Source organism: Pseudoalteromonas sp. RWi3 (assembly GCF_054960735.1).
The window spans coordinates 70,897-87,591 of the sequence record NZ_JBHNYL010000002.1 but is presented as its reverse complement, the minus strand read 5'-3'; the positions used below and the strand labels follow the sequence as shown (position 1 = coordinate 87,591).

Genomic DNA, 16,695 nt, shown 5'->3' with positions numbered 1-16,695 from the left:
CTTTAGCTAATTATTTAGGAACGGCTATTACAAAAGGATAGCGCACTATGAGAAAGTCTTTGTCTGCAGTATTTACCGCCATTGTTTTATCTGGTTGCACAAGCTTAACTACTGAGCAACAAGCTCAAATTGACAGCCTTACACCATGCGAAAAAATTAGCGGTTTATTGTCAGCCTATGATAATCGTTTTGAAGGCTTAAAGCGTTCACGTGTTAACACAAAATACATGGAAACTTGGAGTGCGAAATATAATTTAGTGGGTGATGAATGCCAAATCACAGCCCTTGATAAAGATACAATGACATACCGATGCCAAGGTGAGTACAGTGAGCAAAGTGAAGCCGTTGCACTTCATCGAAAAGCTGTTGATTTTACCCGTCAGTGCTTATCGGCCAAAAACTGGTATCAACAACAAAAAGAGTCCGCAGATTCACTTCGCACAACCTTTGTGCTTGATGAAACGAAACCGGTAATTTCAATCCATACGGGTAAAACTTTATCTCGCTCTAAACCTTGGTCTACTTCTTTAGAAATAGGTAAACCGGTTGCAGCTAATTAATGATTCAATTGTCATTGAAAGCCAAATATTCTGGCTTTCAAAACAAATAAATTAATATGAAAAATATAAAACCTGTCACAACAAAATTCAAGACTGACTGTATTGGCCAGTGCCACCGATTAAAAGGCCACTGCACTGGGTGTGGTCGCTCCAATGACGAAATATTTGATTGGATCATTTTATCTAATGATGAAAAAGCAAAAATTTTACAAACACCGAGGGAACAGCACCATAAATAATTAGTTTATATCTATCTTTTCTCGCCTTGATATTCGTAGTCTGATAGAGTCCCATACAACCTTGATAATTCAATAGGTTTAGGCACATGCGCATCAAAACCTAGTTCAAGATACTGCCGAACGTCTTCAACCATTACATTGGCAGTTAAAGCGATAATGGGGATTGAGTTGTTTAGAGCTTTTATTGATTTTAGCGCTTCAACACCATCCATTACCGGCATATGTATATCCATCAACACCAAATCAAATGGCTGCTCTTTAAATGTCTCTATTGCCAACATGCCATTTTCGACAATGACTAAACTTGACTCTGTTTCCTGCAACATCGTTTTAATTAGCATTTGATTTATCTTATTGTCTTCTGCAATTAATATACGTTTACCTTTTAAGTCTGGTGGAGTGAGTGACTGAGCTTTAACTTTTTTTGGTGTAGTATGTGTTTTCTCTAATGGCAAAAAAACGTCTATTGTAGTCCCTCGATCTTTAATGCTATTTATTGCAATTTCTCCGCCCATTAACTTGACCAAACTAACAGTTATGGACATGCCTAGCCCAGTTCCCCCATATTTTCGTGTTGTTGATGTGTCTGCTTGTGTAAAGCGTTCAAAAATACGCCCTTGAGCCTCTTTAGTCATTCCTATACCAGAATCTTGTACTTTAATCAGAATTGTTTGTTGGCTTTTATGTTCTATACAATCAGCGGATATTTTTACACAGCCTCGGTTAGTAAACTTGACCGCATTAGATGCTAAATTAAGGATAATTTGCTTTATTCGAACCTGATCACCTAGCCAGTTATCATGGAAGTTTTTGCTTACCTCTATTTTAAAATCGATTTGTTGATTACTTATCAATGTATCTAGATCATATTTTACTGAATTTAGAATATCCACAATAGACAATACAGCTTTTTCTAATTCAATTTTATTTGACTCTACTTTTGAATAATCCAGAATGTCATTGATTATAGTAATCAGGCTTTTGGCAGATGAAGTGGCATTGACTAATATTTTTCGTAAGTCTGAAGATAACTCAGCATTATCTAATAGTTGCAGTCCACCAAGTATTGCGTTCATTGGTGTACGTATTTCATGGCTCATGTTCGAAAGAAAGTCACTTTTAATTTTAGAGGCGAGCTCAGCTGCGACTCTTGCATTTTCAGACGTTTCTATTGCTTTTATTTTATCGGTAACATCATAACTCACACCAATTACTTTTAATGGCGTGCCCCGTTTATCGCGTATGACTCGCGCACTTGCTTTTAAAGTTCTTACTTTTCCATCAGGGTGAACAACCCTAAACTCTGGTTCGTAGAGAGCGTCATTTTCAATTGAATCTTTTAACTGCGCATTCGCAAGCTCAAAGTCATCAGGGTGAACAGCTTGAGCCCAATCATTATAAGACTCTGAGAACTGCTCTTTTTTCAACCCGTAGAGTGTGAGCATTAGCTCATCCCAGAAGAGCTTACGAGTAATGAGATCCCACTCCCAAACACCAATTTGAGCAGATGTATTGGCCAATTGAATTCTTAATGCCAATAAATCTGCTTTTTCAATTGCATTTATTAATTGTAGCTCTGTATTTTTTTGCTCCGATGTATCTTGCACCACTGACCAGATAAAATCATCACCATTGTCATCTGTTACTTTAATACCAGAGAGACGTACCGGAAATGTCACACCGCTTTTAGTAATATACTCCTTTTCATAAGGACCATACCGCCCTGTCTTTACTAAAGATTGCAGCTGCTTTTCTTCTTGCTCCTTGTATTTGTTTGGCGTGATTTGCCAATAATCAATCGCATTAATTTCATCAACTGTATAACCCGTAATATGACTAAATTCATCATTCACATAATGAAAGGCACCATCCTTCAAAGAATTAACTGCAATCCCAACAGGGGCTAAGTTTACAAAGCTCTCAAATTTTATTTTTTCTTTTTGATACGCCGCTTTGTAATGTTTTATATTAGTGTTTGCAGTTTCTAATTGCTTTTTAACTTCCTTTAAATCAGTGATATCTCTTCCAATCGCCAGTATTAAATGCTTATCTTGTATTTGCACTGCACTTAAAGAGACTAGGCAAGGAAACTCAGTACCATCAATTTTAGAATGCGTCCATTGAAACAACTGAGGCCCGTCAGTACGGGCTTTTTCGACGTACTTATTAGCTAATTCTTCTGATGATTGACCACATGGTTGTAAAGGTGGTGAGATGTCTGATGGGGATAAATTTAAGAAGTTATTTTTACTCACAACGCCATGCATCTTGATTGCTGAATCATTGCATTGAATAAATTTCCCTGAGCTTAAATCGATGATTGATAAAGCATCACCTGAGAACTCAAATAGCTTTTTATATTTGTCTCTTTCAAATGAAACTTTTGCTAATTGCTCTCTCAAGTGAAGGTTTTCTTTTTCTAAATCACACTGATTTCTATTAGACATTACCATCCTGACTTACGAATTATGATTACTTTATAAACCGATAGTGTAAATCAAATTATAATCAATTTTCTGAACGCGTCTAGTTATCGAACAACTAAGTATACAATGTCATTCATAGGCTATACTTCAAAGTATCATTTTTACTTCGCTGATGATTTAAGTTTCGTAATTTAATCTTGGTTCAACAGCGCTTTAAAAATTACGACCTGCTGCTTCTAAAGAAACGGCCTCTATGGCGCCCCGTTTTTGCATGGTAATAAACAAAACCCTGCCATTTTCGCCGCCAAACGCTACATTCGTCGGAAAACTCCCTTTAAGTTTTATTGTTTTAATTACCTTACCCACAGGTGACACAACAACAATGTGACCAGCACCATAACGAGCAATATAGAGGTTTCCTTGATTATCTGAGCGCATACCATCCATACCAAAGTCAGGAAAATTTATTAGCAACTGTTTGTGAGATACATTGCCAAGTTCATCTAAATCATAACGCCAGACATTTCGCTGCACACTTTCATTTACATATAATGTTTTGTTATCAGGACTAACCTCAATGCCGTTGGTTGTACCCATACCGGACTCTAGTAGAGTAACAGACCCATCACGATCAATTCTCCACAGATTGCCTGTGCCATTTGCCCAATTTGGATCGCTGGCAAATAAAATACCATTATCCATAATTGCAATATCATTCGGTTGATTCATCTTGTTTTCATGGGCAAATACCTGCACTGAGTCAGACACATCCCCCCCATTTTTAAGAGCTGATACCGGCACTTTTAAAATATTGTGATTTACATAATCAGCAATATACATATTACCCATGCCGTCAAATCGAATACCGTTACCGATTGAATCATTTTTTAACGTCAGTAAGGTATCAATCTTATGCTTGCCAACAACTTTGCCTATGGTGCCTTGTTGTTTATAATTAACGGCATATAACACACCATTTTTATCAACGGCAGGACCTTCAATACCCTGTGTGAATATACCGTCACTAATATAGTCCTCTGACACATGTATAATCTCAGATTGTTTCGCCTCGCCGACCATTACATTGGCGGCACAACTAAGTAGAAAACTTGATAGAATTATCGCTTTCATTTTATTCCTTATCCTGCGAAGAAACGCAGTGTAAATATAAATCTCGAACTGGGTAAATTCCGGCTAACACAAGTTCATCTGTCAAAGACTGTAATGCCAGCAGCTTATCCCCTATGTTTTTGTCCGCCTTACTGCTTTTGCACGCCTCAAGAACAGTTTTAGAGTGTGTTAAAAACAGCGTTAACTTGTCAAAAACAGGTTGTAGAGGTTTCAATCGCTTGCTTTTACTCAGTAAACCATGCTCAAGAGCTAATGCCTGCTCCCATGATAAAAGTTGTCTATATATGTTTTCAGCTGCTTTTTTATTACCCGCCTTAAATGCGTTTACCTGTTGTTTTAAATAGCGTATTTGCTTACTTTCAACTGCTAAAAAATCAACATAAGAATCAAGTGGTGCATTTTGATGGTATTTGTCATTTAAAAATTTAATATGATGGCGAGTATAATAATGACTAGGCTCCAGTAGTTGCGACATGGTGTTTAGTAAATTTAACGTCTTTCTTTGCTCCTTCTCTGTGAGCTTGCTGTTTATTAGCGCTTTGAACCCTGACCGCTGCTGCTTCGCATGTGATAGGTTAATAACCTTCTTAGAAAAAATGTTAACTTTTTCTAACCGCTCATACATCGATTGTGGATTTTTTACTTGCGCTTGCGACCAAAGACGCTCAGCAATGGCAAATAGCCTCGGCCATATTCGTAAATCAATATTATCTTGCGTTACCATTTCACTCCAAATAGTGGCCTCAGCCCCTAAAATTGAGGTTTCCTGTGATTTTGACAATGGTTCTGTAAAAGTAACAGGTGCTGGTGATAACACGTCTTTAATAGTTATCGGGTATCGGCTATTACCAATCAATACAAAACCTGTATTTTTAATAAAGTTAAATTCGAAAGTTAGTGGTCCCATCCAACTATCTAATTGAGCTGATAAATGTTGAGTAGGAGATAACTGGGTTGTCTTCACAGCCAGTTGATGGTGATTATTATTTAATTTAATCAACAGTTGCGATCCTAATAACAGCAGCTCCCCTTGAATAGCTTTGCCTTTTAATCGTTCTATAACGAACTGTTTTGCGATTCTTTTAGGTTGTGTTAAATCGATTTTTGGGGGGAGTAAAATAGGATCATTGCGATAGTGATAATCTGTATATTGTGGTTGATCAATATAAAATCCCGTTGACAACAAACCTTGATAGCCAGCTTTAGCAATAGTGTTTAAAGAATCTTGCCCTCGCCAGGATTGCACCACAATGTTGCTGGGTAGTTGAGGGTGAAATATTTCGTCCCAACCTACCATTACTCGTTGATGTTTAGCGATGATGGGCTGAACTTTACTATTAAAATAGCTTTGCAAATCAGCCCCAGATTGCAACTTGTATTGTTGCATCAAGTTGGTAATTTTTGAGTCCTCAAGCCAGTGTTCAGGGTCAACTTCATCGCCACCGATATGAAAAAAGCGCTCAGGAAATAAAGTCACCATTTCACCAATCAGCGTATCGATAAACTCATACACTTCTGGATTTGCAATATCGAGTAAAGGTTTAAAAACTCCCCAGTGCCGCTCCATTTCATAGAGCTTATCTTTGGTCATTAATTTAGGGTAAGCGAGTGCTATTGCACTGGCGTGACCTGGCATACCAATTTCAGGGAGTACTCTTATCCCAAGCAAGCTGGCATATTCAACGACTTCTTTAATCTCTTGTTGGCTATAGTAGTTTCCATCTGATGTTGTTGCTGTCAAACGTGGATATTTTTTACTTTCAACTCGCCAGCCTTGATCGTCCGTCAAATGCCAGTGAAATACGTTAAGCTTTGCCGCCGCCATACCATCTAGCTGACGTTTAATTGTTTGCAGTGATAAAAAATGTCGTACGCTGTCTATTAATAAACCACGCCAAGCAAAACGTGGATCATCATCGATACTGAGTGTTGGCAAAGAGATCCCTTTTTTTTCTCTGCGAGCTTCGCCGGTATTAGCAAGCTGTATTAATGTAGTCAGTGCATGTTGAGCACCAAATACCGTCATTGCCTGTATATTCACGTCGCTGTTATTAATTAACAGAGTATAACTTTCATCTTCACTGAACTGAGGTACAAGTAAGGCCAGCTCAGGCTGATGTATATTAATTTTTATATCAGCACGTTCTTTACTGCCCTGTAATATTTTTATACTACTTTGGTTTATTCTTGATAAATGTAATTGCAAACGCTGTAACTGAAATTCTTCTCGCTGTTGACTCATCCCCTCGATATACACAGATAAAGTTGAACCGAGACTGAGCTCAGCGCCATGTTGAATAATGTGTTTAGGCATGGGCATAAGGGGCAATTCTGAACGAGGATGAACCGAGCTAAAAGTCAGACTTGAAAATAGTAAACTAAATAAAATAAATATAAACTTGCTGCAACGCATTTAACTTTCCTCATCAGTAAAATCTATGAGCACGTTTTTAGGAATAAGTGCACCATGGTATTGAATCACCATACCAGCAAGGCGATGGGCAAACTTAACCGACTCTTCATAATCGTTAGCGTTTAGACTAGCGGCTAAAAACCCCGCCGCAAAAGCATCACCTGCTGCTGTTGTGTCGGTAATTTTGCTACTAGCAATAACCTTTGGTGTGATTCGTAATAAAATGTTAGACCCTTTATTTGCAACAATACATGGGTCACTTCCACATCGGATAACTAAAGTCTCGGGGTGGTTAGATTGACTAAAATGATACTGTATAATCTCATCTACATTTGTAGTTCCATACACGCTGTATTCATCTTCATCGGTTAAAAAAACAAACTCTGCTAGGGCCATTATCTTTTTAAACCAGCCTTTAGCCTCAAAGGCGGTCCATAACGCAGAACGGTAATTATTATCGAAAATAATTATTCCACCGCGTTGTTTAAATTGTATAAGTGTTTGAATTAACAGTTCTCTTTGTGCATCACATAAAACCGCTAGGCTTATCCCCGAAAGGTAAATTGCATCAAACGCATTTTCTCTTAGTGCCTCCAACAAAGCCGGATGTTGCTTAATGTATTGTTTAACGGGGCTATTACATCGGTCGAAATCAAAATGGCGTTCACCACGATTATCAAGTTTGACCCAGTATTGCCCCAAACTCATACCTTTTCGCGTCGTTATAAATTTTGTTTTTATACCTGAATATTTTAGTAAATTACTCAACTCAAGACTTGCAAGGTCATCACCAATAGCTGTTGCATAATAAATAGCTAAAATAGAATCAGGTTTAATCAATTGGGCCAAATACCAAGCAGTATTAAAAGTGTCACCCGCAAAGCCAGTATCGCCATTTGCACGATTCTCCACCATGCACTCACCAAAAAAAACGATACTTTTTATATTTGTTAAATGTGCGTAATTCATTGTAACCGCTCGTTTTCTTGACACTGTGAATAAACAGCTTCCCGCTTTTTAGTAAAAAAACTTATTGTGATGCCTAGTAACAAAGCAGTAAGACATGATGGGATGATCGGATTACCAAAAAATAGCGCCCACTGATGATTTATCCCCACCAGCACTCCCGCTAGAGGGCCTCCCAATAAAGTTGCTATAGCACCTTGCCAAGTGTAATCAGGCCAAAATCGTCCTAAAATTCCCATCACACAGAGGCCACTCATTAATATAGAAATCATTTTGGTGATATAACTGACAATATCGTCAGACCAAAGAGCCAGTAACAGAGCAATAATGATTGTCCCTAACATAGCTAGACGAGAAAACAGCAACTGTTTAGCCTCACTATGCACATCGCTGTGAGCCTTGCTGAATATATCACTGATTAATACACTGACTCCTGCTATTGCATCTGAGCTGGCACTGGATAAGGTGGCTGAAATGCCGGCTAACAAAATAAATCCGCCTAAGTAAACAGGCAAAACATGCAATGCTATATAAGGAAAAGCATAGGCGGCACTGTCTAACGCACCATTCATTAGATAGGCACTTGTACCTATTAAAGCAGGTAGCAGTGCAAAAAATAAATATAGAATACCCGATAGAATGAATGAGCGGCGAATCGTTTTAACACTATCAGCAGCATATATTCGCTGACGAAAAGATGGCGTAGCCAAGACGCCAACTAACACAGCTAAAAACATTGATATAGCATGCAGTAAGCCGACATTTTTATAAGAAAAAACACCTTGTTTAGCAACTAGTTCACTGTTGTTTAAGGTACTTAACCCGCCAACATTTTCAAGTGAAAAATAGGCCATCAACACAAAACCAATAAATAATATGATAGCTTGTAAAGAATCTGTCCATACAACCGCTGAGTAACCACCTAATATAATAAAAACTGCAAGTCCAGCTCCTATTAATAATTTGGCTTGCGTAATACTCAGCTCTGTTAGCCAAGATAAATACATACCACCACCTATAAGGTGAGCGCCAAGCCAACCTATGCTTGCAGCATAGATAACAACCGCTAAAATTTGTTTGACCCACTTATGGTTACCCACGTAACTTGCCAGCTCTTCACTCATCGTTGAGAATACTTGCTCTCGAGCAGGTGCGAACAACCACGCTAGCAGCAAAATACCCACAGCACCGCCAACACCATATAAAGCGCCAGCCCAACCATTTTCATAGGCAAAACCTACAGCCCCCATCGAGGAGCCAGTGCCTACCATAGTGGCCACGGTCGTACCGAGTGTAAGAAAAAGGGGCACTTTACGTCCGGCCAATAAATAATCACTCGCATTCTTTTGCTTTCGCGATACCAACCAACTAATTAAAATCATAACCAGTAAGTATGTAAAAAAAGCCAGCAGATAATAGGATTGACTAGCAAACATACGTTCTCCCCAGGGTGTGTTAGCTATTTTTGTAACAGGTCACATCAACCTCAACTTTGCAGTCGACAACTAAATCTGCAACCATACAAATTCGTGCGGGCGGATGAGCACCAAAAAATTCCGCAAATACCTTGTTAAAAGACTGAAAATATCGCGCATCAGTAAGCACCACAGAAACATGAGTCACATGCTCTAGTGCGTAACCTGCTTCAGCCATAATTGCAATGCAATTCTCTATTGCCAAACGTGACTGAGGAACGATACCCCCTTCTACTATTTCACCGTTTTTCATCGGTGTTTGACCTGACACTTTAAGCCAACCACCAGCGACAACAGCGCGCGAGAAAGGTAAATGTTGACCACCTGTTCCCTTTCCACCTTCAGCACCTATTCTTTTTATTGTCATACGTTCCTCATTAACTAAAATTATGTCGATTTAAAAATTGCCCAGCTCGGCCAAATCCTGAATACTCAGTTGTGTTATCACTTGATTGGTAACTTAAAACCCCATTTACCCAGACCATTTCTATTCCGCTCGCTTTATATTGGGGTTTGCTATAAGTTGCGTTATCTATAATTTTTTCTGGATCGAATAACACCAGATCAGCAAAAAAACCGGCCTCAACTTTGCCTCGTTTGCACAATTTAAAATGCTCGGCTGGCAGCGCTGTCATTTTGTGTAAAGCAAGATTCAATGAAAACAATTTTTCATCGCGACAATAATGACCCAGTACACGAGGGAATGTCCCCCACAACCTTGGATGTGGATGTGGATCACACGGTAAACCATCCGAACCAATCATGCTGTGTTCGTAACCCAAAAATGTTTTCACATCAGATTCCAACATACAGTGATAAACAGCGCCGGCTGGCTGTATACGTGAAGCGGCTTCAAGTAGTGAAACATCCCACTGCTTTGCAATATCACTCAAACTTTGCTGCGCCATATCAGGAAACGATTTAGACCATGTAATAAAAATCTCTGTATCGTCGTTGACTTGTTTTAAGTCTAAGGTACTTGAACTCGCAGAATAAGGGTAACAATCGCAACCTATATGCTGGTGCTGCTTTTGTTGTTCAAAGTGCGCAAGCACTTCTTTTGAACGTCCCCAGTTTTCTTGTCCTGCGCATTTTATATGAGAAATAACTAAAGGAAGTTTGGCCTGTTTAGCAGTAGCAAATGCTTCATCCATAGCATTTATAATTCCCTGAAACTCACTGCGCAAATGGGTGGTATAAAGCCCATCAAATGGCGTAACAACTTTAGCTAACTCATTAATTTCACACTCACTGGCCTCTTTAGCATTGTAATACGCAAGCCCTGTGCTTAAACCAAGCGCTCCTTGTTGCATAGCAACGGCTAACAAGCTTTTCATTTTAATTATCTCACTAGACGTTGCTTCTTGCTCTAACTTTTCCATCACTTGCGCACGTAAACTAATATGGCCTATTAACATTGCTAAGTTCACACTGGGTTTCACCTTAGCAAATGCTTTTTTGTAACTAAGCATATCGGGATAAACAAACTCACTTTGCCCACCAAGTAAGTTAATGGGATCACGCACTGCACTGACAGCCGTTGTTGGTACAGCGCTAATGCCACAATTACCAGCAATTACTGTAGTCACCCCCTGACTTAGCTTAGCTGGTACTGATGGGTTTCTGAGCACTTCGAGATCATCATGAGTATGAACATCAATAAACCCTGGTGCTAAAATCAAACCTTGCGCGGAGATAATGTTTCTCGTGTCTATATTTAGGTTTTTTCCTATAGCTAAAATAAACTCGTCTTTTATCGCAACATCGAGCTGCTCTATTGGGCTTTCTTTATCAATAAAGACCCGAGCTCCTTGAATAATAAAATCGGCTGATGTGTTTTTCACGTATTTAATCCCCTAGCGGAAAACGCTTATCGGCAGGTGGCATATTGCTATTTTTGTCTCGATGTTGATCCAGTTGAATTTTCAAGCGGCGTAACTTCTCTTTTGAGCGACGCTGATTTCTCATTGCCACTTCACTTGAAAGAATATCCAAAGCTGCCATCATTACGTACCTTGCGGCGCTTGGTTTGAAAATATAATCACTTTCTTGTGTTTTTATAGGCAATTGAAAATCAGCGAGTGCTGAAAGTTCACTATCAGGACAAATGGTAATAATCACAGCCCCATATTCTTTCGCTATTTTGGCAGCATCCATCACATCGGGTGAAACGCCACTGAGAGATAAACAAATGACTACATCTCCCTTATTTACTGTTGAGGCAGCCATGCGCATCATCATAGGATCGCTATAGGCATTAGAAAGTACATCAAGTCGAAAAAAGCGGTTTTGGCACTCCTGAGCTAACATGCTACTGCCTCCACCAACCCCAAAAATTAAACAATGCCTAGCATGACAAACAGCATCACTGGCTTGCTCGACAATTGCTTCATCAATGGCTCCAGCATTCAATTCTAAAATTTCATGAATAGATGTATATACGTGGGATAATTGTTTTTTTTCAATGATCTCTGGAGTAGTAAAACGCTCTCCGATTGCCGCAGATTGAGTTAATCTAAATTTTAGATCACGTACATTTTCGCAGCCTAAGCTTCGAGCTAAGCGAGTGATACTGGCATGACTCACTTTTGCCTTATCAGCTAATTCATTGATTGAAGCGGTAGCTGAAAAATTCAAATCAGACAAAATTAACCTGGCCACTTTGTCTTCTGCTGGACTAAAATGTCCAAGGCCTTCTTTTATTTTACTTATTATATCCATAAGAAACCTTTCTAGAATTGTGTTGAAATGGTCTTAGTGATAACCCAATCATCTTCAACAACACCTATTTGACGCCATTTATCGAATGTTAAACAAGGATGAGACGTCGAAAAATTCATCATGTCTCCCACCCGAAGGACCTGATCGTCTGAATAACGTAACATACAATGCTGATCCATTATTTTTTCAATTTTCAATCCATTGGTGGCATTCGTTAATTGCCCTGATTTAATAGAGAAAATAAGCTCTGCTGTTGGAAGCCCTGCATCAAACGCCACATCACGCTTGCCCATACCAATAATTGCAAGACCAGGCTCAGGTATTGACAAAACATACGCCCAGATACTTAAACTACTCTCTAACTCGCCAGTGATATCACAGGCTAGCTGACTTCTTGATATTATTGCCTGCTGCGCTTTGTGATAAATGCCAGTGTCATGGATAAGATAACAACCAGGCCTAAGTATAATGTTGAAGTTGTCTGAGCATGTGTTGTCATAAAGCGTTTTTGCAACGATGTCGTACCATGCTGAACCTGCCCCCGTGATAATAGGTTTGTTTGTATTATAGCGGTTTTCAGCTTGTAGTTTTTTTGCAAGGGTACTCACCTCATCAACAAAAACCTTTACTTGCTGAACTGGATTTTCACCGCCTATAACACCTTCATAAAAAGCAATACCCATTAATTTTAGGCTGGAATATCGCTCACAGGCTGCCACTAAACTTGATATTTCTTTTGCTGAACGTAAGCCACAACGCCCACCCTTTATACCTACTTCTAATAAAATATTAACGCTCAAATTACGCACAGCAAAAAACTCACCTATGTCCATTAAGTTGTCTATTGAATCTGCAAAACAATAAAACTCAACTGTACTACTTTCTAACCATTTACCTATTTGATCAAAATGAAATTTACCGACCAACTGATTGGCCATAATCACACGTGTAATACCTGCTTCAAATGCACTTATAACTTGCGGCACCGTGGCTAAAGTCATCCCCCAAGCACCTGCGTCTAGTTGCATCTTAAACAAGTCTGTCGACATGGTTGTTTTACCATGTGGAGCAAGCAACATGTTATGTTTAGCGGTAAAGTCTGCCATCCACTTTGCATTTTTCTTAATTTTGTCTTGTTTAATAACCGCTACTGGCAAACTAACTTGTTCTTTTAATATATCCCAACCAGTTTGCTGTAATTGCTTTATACAGCCACTCCCTTTAATCAATTCAGGCATTTTTATCCTTATTACTAACAACCGAAGTTATAAAATAAATTTGTCAGCTCTGGTAATTAACAGAGCTGACAAGCATAGAGTTAGAAACTTGCTCTAACACTTAACGCAAAACGTCTGTCTGTTGTAAAGTTTAAAGCTTGAGTTTTGGTGCCCGCTTGATCCATTTGATATCGAGTTTTTGTTTCGGTATCTAATAAGTTACTTGCTTCAAGTCCTACTTTCCAATGGTCATTAATGCTGTAGTAAATACTTGCATCCATCATGCCTGATGCCTCAGCATATGCTGGAACATATTCTTCAGATTCACGAAGTGTGAGTAGATACTCTGAGCGCCATGTGTAAGCAACACGCATTGATATTTTGTCGTATTCGTACATCCCGACTAAATTCATGTTCTTATCAGAATAACCTTGCAGAGGTAATCCACTGAAAACACGGAATGTATTACGGGTATCAGTGATCGGATCGCCGTTTTCATCAAACGCTAATGTACCCGTAGATACTTCATTTGGATCTTCAAGTCCATCCTGATCGATTAAGGTAAAGTTAAATTGTAAGCCTAAACCACTCCAAGCACCTGGCAGCATGTCATAAAATTGTGAGTATGAAAATTCAGCGCCCTGTATCGTGCCTGACCCTGTATTAGCCGGACCATAGGCAGAAATATCGTACTGCTCACCATTAAAGGTTCGATCTAAATTGAATGCCCTGTTACGAATAATATTGTCCAATTTCTTATGGAATAAACCAACAGTGACATAACCTGCTTCAGCAAAGTACCATTCAGTGGTTAGATCTGTATTAATAGACTCTTCCGGCTCTATATTAGGGTTACCAGAGAGTGCTGTTACTTCAATATCGTCGATCCCAACAACAGGGTTGTTTGTTTCATCATAATCAGCGCCTGGTGTTTGTAATCTTCGGTTATAATCTAAATTGATAATGCTTATATTTCTAGCATCCATCAGATTAGGGTAAAACAATGCTTTTGATGCGCCAAAACGCACAACAACGTCTTCAGATACACCAAAACTAAGATTTAAGCTTGGTAGAATTGTACTGTAGTCAGTGCCATCTACTGTGCTTAAAGTGGATTCACCATTAGCAAGGTCATAGTAACGTTTGTATTCGTCCTGCTGCATAACCGTGTTTAAAGAAGTCCCTTCTTCACCTCGTTTAATCGTTGCTGGTTGTACAATAGCGCCGGTCGATTGCAGTTTATAATTAACATAACGTAAGCCCACATTACCCACTATTGGCATATCGTTAAACTCGAAATCGAAGTCTCCTCGCACATAAAACTCGGTACGTTTTTCATTACTTGAACTTATATTATGGGCTGCAAATGGACCATCTACACGGTCAGCTTTGTCCTCATAAGGAACATAAGTCCCAGTACACACGCCATTATTTGCCGCACTGTTTGTTGCATTATGCCATCCATCTTTACAGCCTTGGCGCAGAGAATTTGCATAGTCTTTAACAAGAGACATTTTAGGGAATAGAAAGTTATTTACATCTCCAAGTAATACTTGCCCATTGTAATAATCTGAAAAATCAACTCGTTCAAATAGCTCTGGACGATTCACTGCTGCGGCGGCATTGCGGTCATCTTGCACCCAAGGGGTACCAATAGCTGACCACCCTTCATAAGCCGTGTCTCTTACAGTAAGGTCCTTATCAGACACATATGCACCAGCACTGACACTGGTAAAGTTACCATCTAATTCATATTTAAAATCAATTTTATAGCTATCAGCTTCGGCCGTATTGTGCTCGACTTGCTCCATACCACTGCCCAAAAATAAGTTAGGTACCGGCCCATTCCAATCTTCATTCGGTGACCAACCCGCTGTCATTATGTTATCACTTAAAAATTCAACGGTTGGTCTGCTACCCCGCATATCTAAAAAGTATGGAGATACAACATGCACATGATTACCGCGTGTTTGGCCTGACATACTGTAGTTTTGAACATGCTTATCTGAGTCTATCATTTGATAGTCAAGGTCAATTGTTAGCCTATCAACAGGCTTTAAAGTCAATTTAAATGAGGTGTCATTGACTGTATTTTCATTATAATTCCAACGACTACGGTAAAAAAATGGAGTCTCAGGGCTAACACCTAAAGCAACACCTGAAGTTACAAAGTTATCACTCGTCGTTAGCGGGTATCCATTAGCAGCATCATCTTGCCAATTCTGAGAGGATCCCATGAATCCCTTAAATCCCTGTGCAGCCTGACCTATTTGACGTTCATTCCACTCTAAAGATGCTTTCGAACGAATGTGCTCAATCGTTGCAACGATTGTCTCGTCATCATTTGCCCATTGTAAAGATGAGGTTAAACCTTGGCGTTTACGGTCGTTATCTGCCGTACTCATATGAATGGCAACAGGCACATGCCAGATACTACCCGCTGGCTGATTAGGAAGCGCTGGGCCATCCACTGGTGAAGAAGGGTCTACCCCTGTAATGCCGCCCCATTGATCAAGCGTTGGGATAAAAGCATCTCCTCGTGAATGAAAATTACCTAAGCCAACACCATCCCCGCGGGTTTTAAACTCAGATTGTGAAGCGGCAATTAAAAATCCAAACTTACCTGAATTAGTTTCCCACGTATCAGAGAATAAAGCAGAGAACGAAGGCGTAACTTCTTCTCTAAAATCAGCATAGTTTGCTTTTGCATTGACAGAAATAAGTTGCTTATCAGAATCAAAAGGCTTTCTTGTTAACAAATTAACCGTGCCTGAAATACCACCTGAAATCAAATCAGCTGTTTGGTTTTTTACCACTTCAACCGCACCTAATAACTCTGCAGGAAAGTCTTCATAACTTAGCCCACCACTTGCGTTGGCACTAAATGCATCACGACCGTTTACTTCTGAACGAACTCTGTCTAAGCCACGAACCAAAACACCAGTTCCTTCATCTGCGTAATGCTTAGGATCATCCGAAGAAGCGAAACGCTCAATTGTTACACCAGGTACGCGCTGTAAAGCTTCTGTCACCGATTTGTCAGGTAATGCGCCAATATCAGACGCGGTGATAACATCTTTCACTGTATCAGCAAATCGCTTAAGGTTTTGTGCGCTATTAATGCTACCTCGAATACCACTTACTTCGATGACCTCTATATCTTCATCCGCTTTGGCAGCGCTGTCATTTTCGGCAAAAGCAAAAGATGAAACAAATAGCGGGCTTAACCCCATCAACGCATAAGTAACAGCAAGGCTTAGCCTTGTTCGTTTGGTCTGATTTTTTCCTGTATCGATGACTAGTTTTGACATTTTTATAATCTCTTCATTTTCATAAACCAGTGAGCTAGTAAAACAACAACTAACGTACCCCTTGAATTTAAAGCAGACATTACATGGTTTATACAATGTTTTTGCCTACTCACTATTGTTACTTTGTAACTATTAATAAAAAAGCAACTGTTACTTTTTAACACACCAGCAACTAAAGTAAAACAATTTTTATCAATAAATGAACAAAAATATAAAATATGAGTTGTATAGGAAAA

Annotated in this window: 12 protein-coding genes; 2 read left to right on the top strand and 10 right to left on the bottom strand. The window is 39.2% G+C overall.

All coding sequences use genetic code 11. The features are described from left to right. Positions 1–47: 47 nt before the first annotated feature. On the top strand, positions 48–560 hold the full coding sequence (locus tag ACFI4Z_RS03980; protein ID WP_462669424.1) for a hypothetical protein: 513 nt from the start codon (positions 48–50) through the stop codon (positions 558–560). Between the two features lie 56 nt (positions 561–616). Next, positions 617–799, top strand: a complete 183-nt coding sequence (locus ACFI4Z_RS03975; RefSeq protein WP_462669423.1) for a DUF1289 domain-containing protein — start codon at positions 617–619, stop codon at positions 797–799. Positions 800–810: 11 nt separating this feature from the next. Here ACFI4Z_RS03975 and ACFI4Z_RS03970 read toward each other — a convergent pair whose 3' ends face one another. The 10 genes from ACFI4Z_RS03970 to ACFI4Z_RS03925 all read right to left on the bottom strand — a co-directional run bounded on the left by ACFI4Z_RS03970 (position 811) and on the right by ACFI4Z_RS03925 (position 16,459). Further along, positions 811–3,246: a PAS domain-containing hybrid sensor histidine kinase/response regulator gene (locus ACFI4Z_RS03970; protein ID WP_462669422.1), complete on the bottom strand. Its 2,436-nt coding sequence runs from the start codon at positions 3,244–3,246 to the stop codon at positions 811–813. A gap of 192 nt (positions 3,247–3,438) precedes the next feature. Continuing rightward, on the bottom strand, positions 3,439–4,356 hold the full coding sequence (locus ACFI4Z_RS03965; RefSeq protein WP_462669421.1) for an SMP-30/gluconolactonase/LRE family protein: 918 nt from the start codon (positions 4,354–4,356) through the stop codon (positions 3,439–3,441). A 1-nt stretch (position 4,357) separates the two neighbouring features. After that, entirely contained in the window at positions 4,358–6,769 is a 2,412-nt protein-coding gene (locus ACFI4Z_RS03960; RefSeq protein WP_462669420.1) for a family 20 glycosylhydrolase, read from the bottom strand. After that, positions 6,770–7,738: a PfkB family carbohydrate kinase gene (locus ACFI4Z_RS03955; protein ID WP_462669419.1), complete on the bottom strand. Its 969-nt coding sequence runs from the start codon at positions 7,736–7,738 to the stop codon at positions 6,770–6,772. It lies immediately after the preceding gene. Beyond that, positions 7,735–9,171: a sodium:solute symporter family protein gene (locus ACFI4Z_RS03950; RefSeq protein WP_462669418.1), complete on the bottom strand. Its 1,437-nt coding sequence runs from the start codon at positions 9,169–9,171 to the stop codon at positions 7,735–7,737. The genes ACFI4Z_RS03955 and ACFI4Z_RS03950 overlap by 4 nt, the downstream gene beginning before the upstream one ends. A gap of 19 nt (positions 9,172–9,190) precedes the next feature. After that, entirely contained in the window at positions 9,191–9,577 is a 387-nt protein-coding gene (locus ACFI4Z_RS03945) for a RidA family protein (protein ID WP_462669417.1), read from the bottom strand. Between the two features lie 10 nt (positions 9,578–9,587). Next, on the bottom strand, positions 9,588–11,054 hold the full coding sequence (locus ACFI4Z_RS03940) for an N-acyl-D-amino-acid deacylase family protein (protein WP_462669416.1): 1,467 nt from the start codon (positions 11,052–11,054) through the stop codon (positions 9,588–9,590). A gap of 4 nt (positions 11,055–11,058) precedes the next feature. Further along, the gene (locus ACFI4Z_RS03935) at positions 11,059–11,931 is read right to left on the bottom strand and encodes a MurR/RpiR family transcriptional regulator (protein WP_058559328.1); all 873 of its coding nucleotides are present in this window, start codon (positions 11,929–11,931) and stop codon (positions 11,059–11,061) included. 11 nt (positions 11,932–11,942) lie between these two features. Then, positions 11,943–13,169 (bottom strand): amino acid deaminase, encoded by a 1,227-nt coding sequence (locus tag ACFI4Z_RS03930; RefSeq protein WP_462669415.1) that lies wholly within the window; start codon positions 13,167–13,169, stop codon positions 11,943–11,945. Between the two features lie 80 nt (positions 13,170–13,249). Further along, a complete protein-coding gene (locus tag ACFI4Z_RS03925) occupies positions 13,250–16,459 on the bottom strand; it encodes a TonB-dependent receptor (RefSeq protein ID WP_462669414.1) in 3,210 nt (1,069 codons plus the stop codon). Positions 16,460–16,695: the final 236 nt, after the last annotated feature.

What these genes read in the sequence shown, in the direction of transcription:
- ACFI4Z_RS03980 (WP_462669424.1), top strand. Translation starts at nt 48, where the DNA reads ATGAGAAAGTCTTTGTCTGCAGTATTTACCGCCATTGTTTTATCTGGT.
- ACFI4Z_RS03975 (WP_462669423.1), top strand. Translation starts at nt 617, where the DNA reads ATGAAAAATATAAAACCTGTCACAACAAAATTCAAGACTGACTGTATT.
- ACFI4Z_RS03970 (WP_462669422.1), bottom strand. Translation starts at nt 3,246, where the DNA reads ATGTCTAATAGAAATCAGTGTGATTTAGAAAAAGAAAACCTTCACTTG.
- ACFI4Z_RS03965 (WP_462669421.1), bottom strand. Translation starts at nt 4,356, where the DNA reads ATGAAAGCGATAATTCTATCAAGTTTTCTACTTAGTTGTGCCGCCAAT.
- ACFI4Z_RS03960 (WP_462669420.1), bottom strand. Translation starts at nt 6,769, where the DNA reads ATGCGTTGCAGCAAGTTTATATTTATTTTATTTAGTTTACTATTTTCA.
- ACFI4Z_RS03955 (WP_462669419.1), bottom strand. Translation starts at nt 7,738, where the DNA reads ATGAATTACGCACATTTAACAAATATAAAAAGTATCGTTTTTTTTGGT.
- ACFI4Z_RS03950 (WP_462669418.1), bottom strand. Translation starts at nt 9,171, where the DNA reads ATGTTTGCTAGTCAATCCTATTATCTGCTGGCTTTTTTTACATACTTA.
- ACFI4Z_RS03945 (WP_462669417.1), bottom strand. Translation starts at nt 9,577, where the DNA reads ATGACAATAAAAAGAATAGGTGCTGAAGGTGGAAAGGGAACAGGTGGT.
- ACFI4Z_RS03935 (WP_058559328.1), bottom strand. Translation starts at nt 11,931, where the DNA reads ATGGATATAATAAGTAAAATAAAAGAAGGCCTTGGACATTTTAGTCCA.
- ACFI4Z_RS03930 (WP_462669415.1), bottom strand. Translation starts at nt 13,169, where the DNA reads ATGCCTGAATTGATTAAAGGGAGTGGCTGTATAAAGCAATTACAGCAA.
- ACFI4Z_RS03925 (WP_462669414.1), bottom strand. Translation starts at nt 16,459, where the DNA reads ATGTCAAAACTAGTCATCGATACAGGAAAAAATCAGACCAAACGAACA.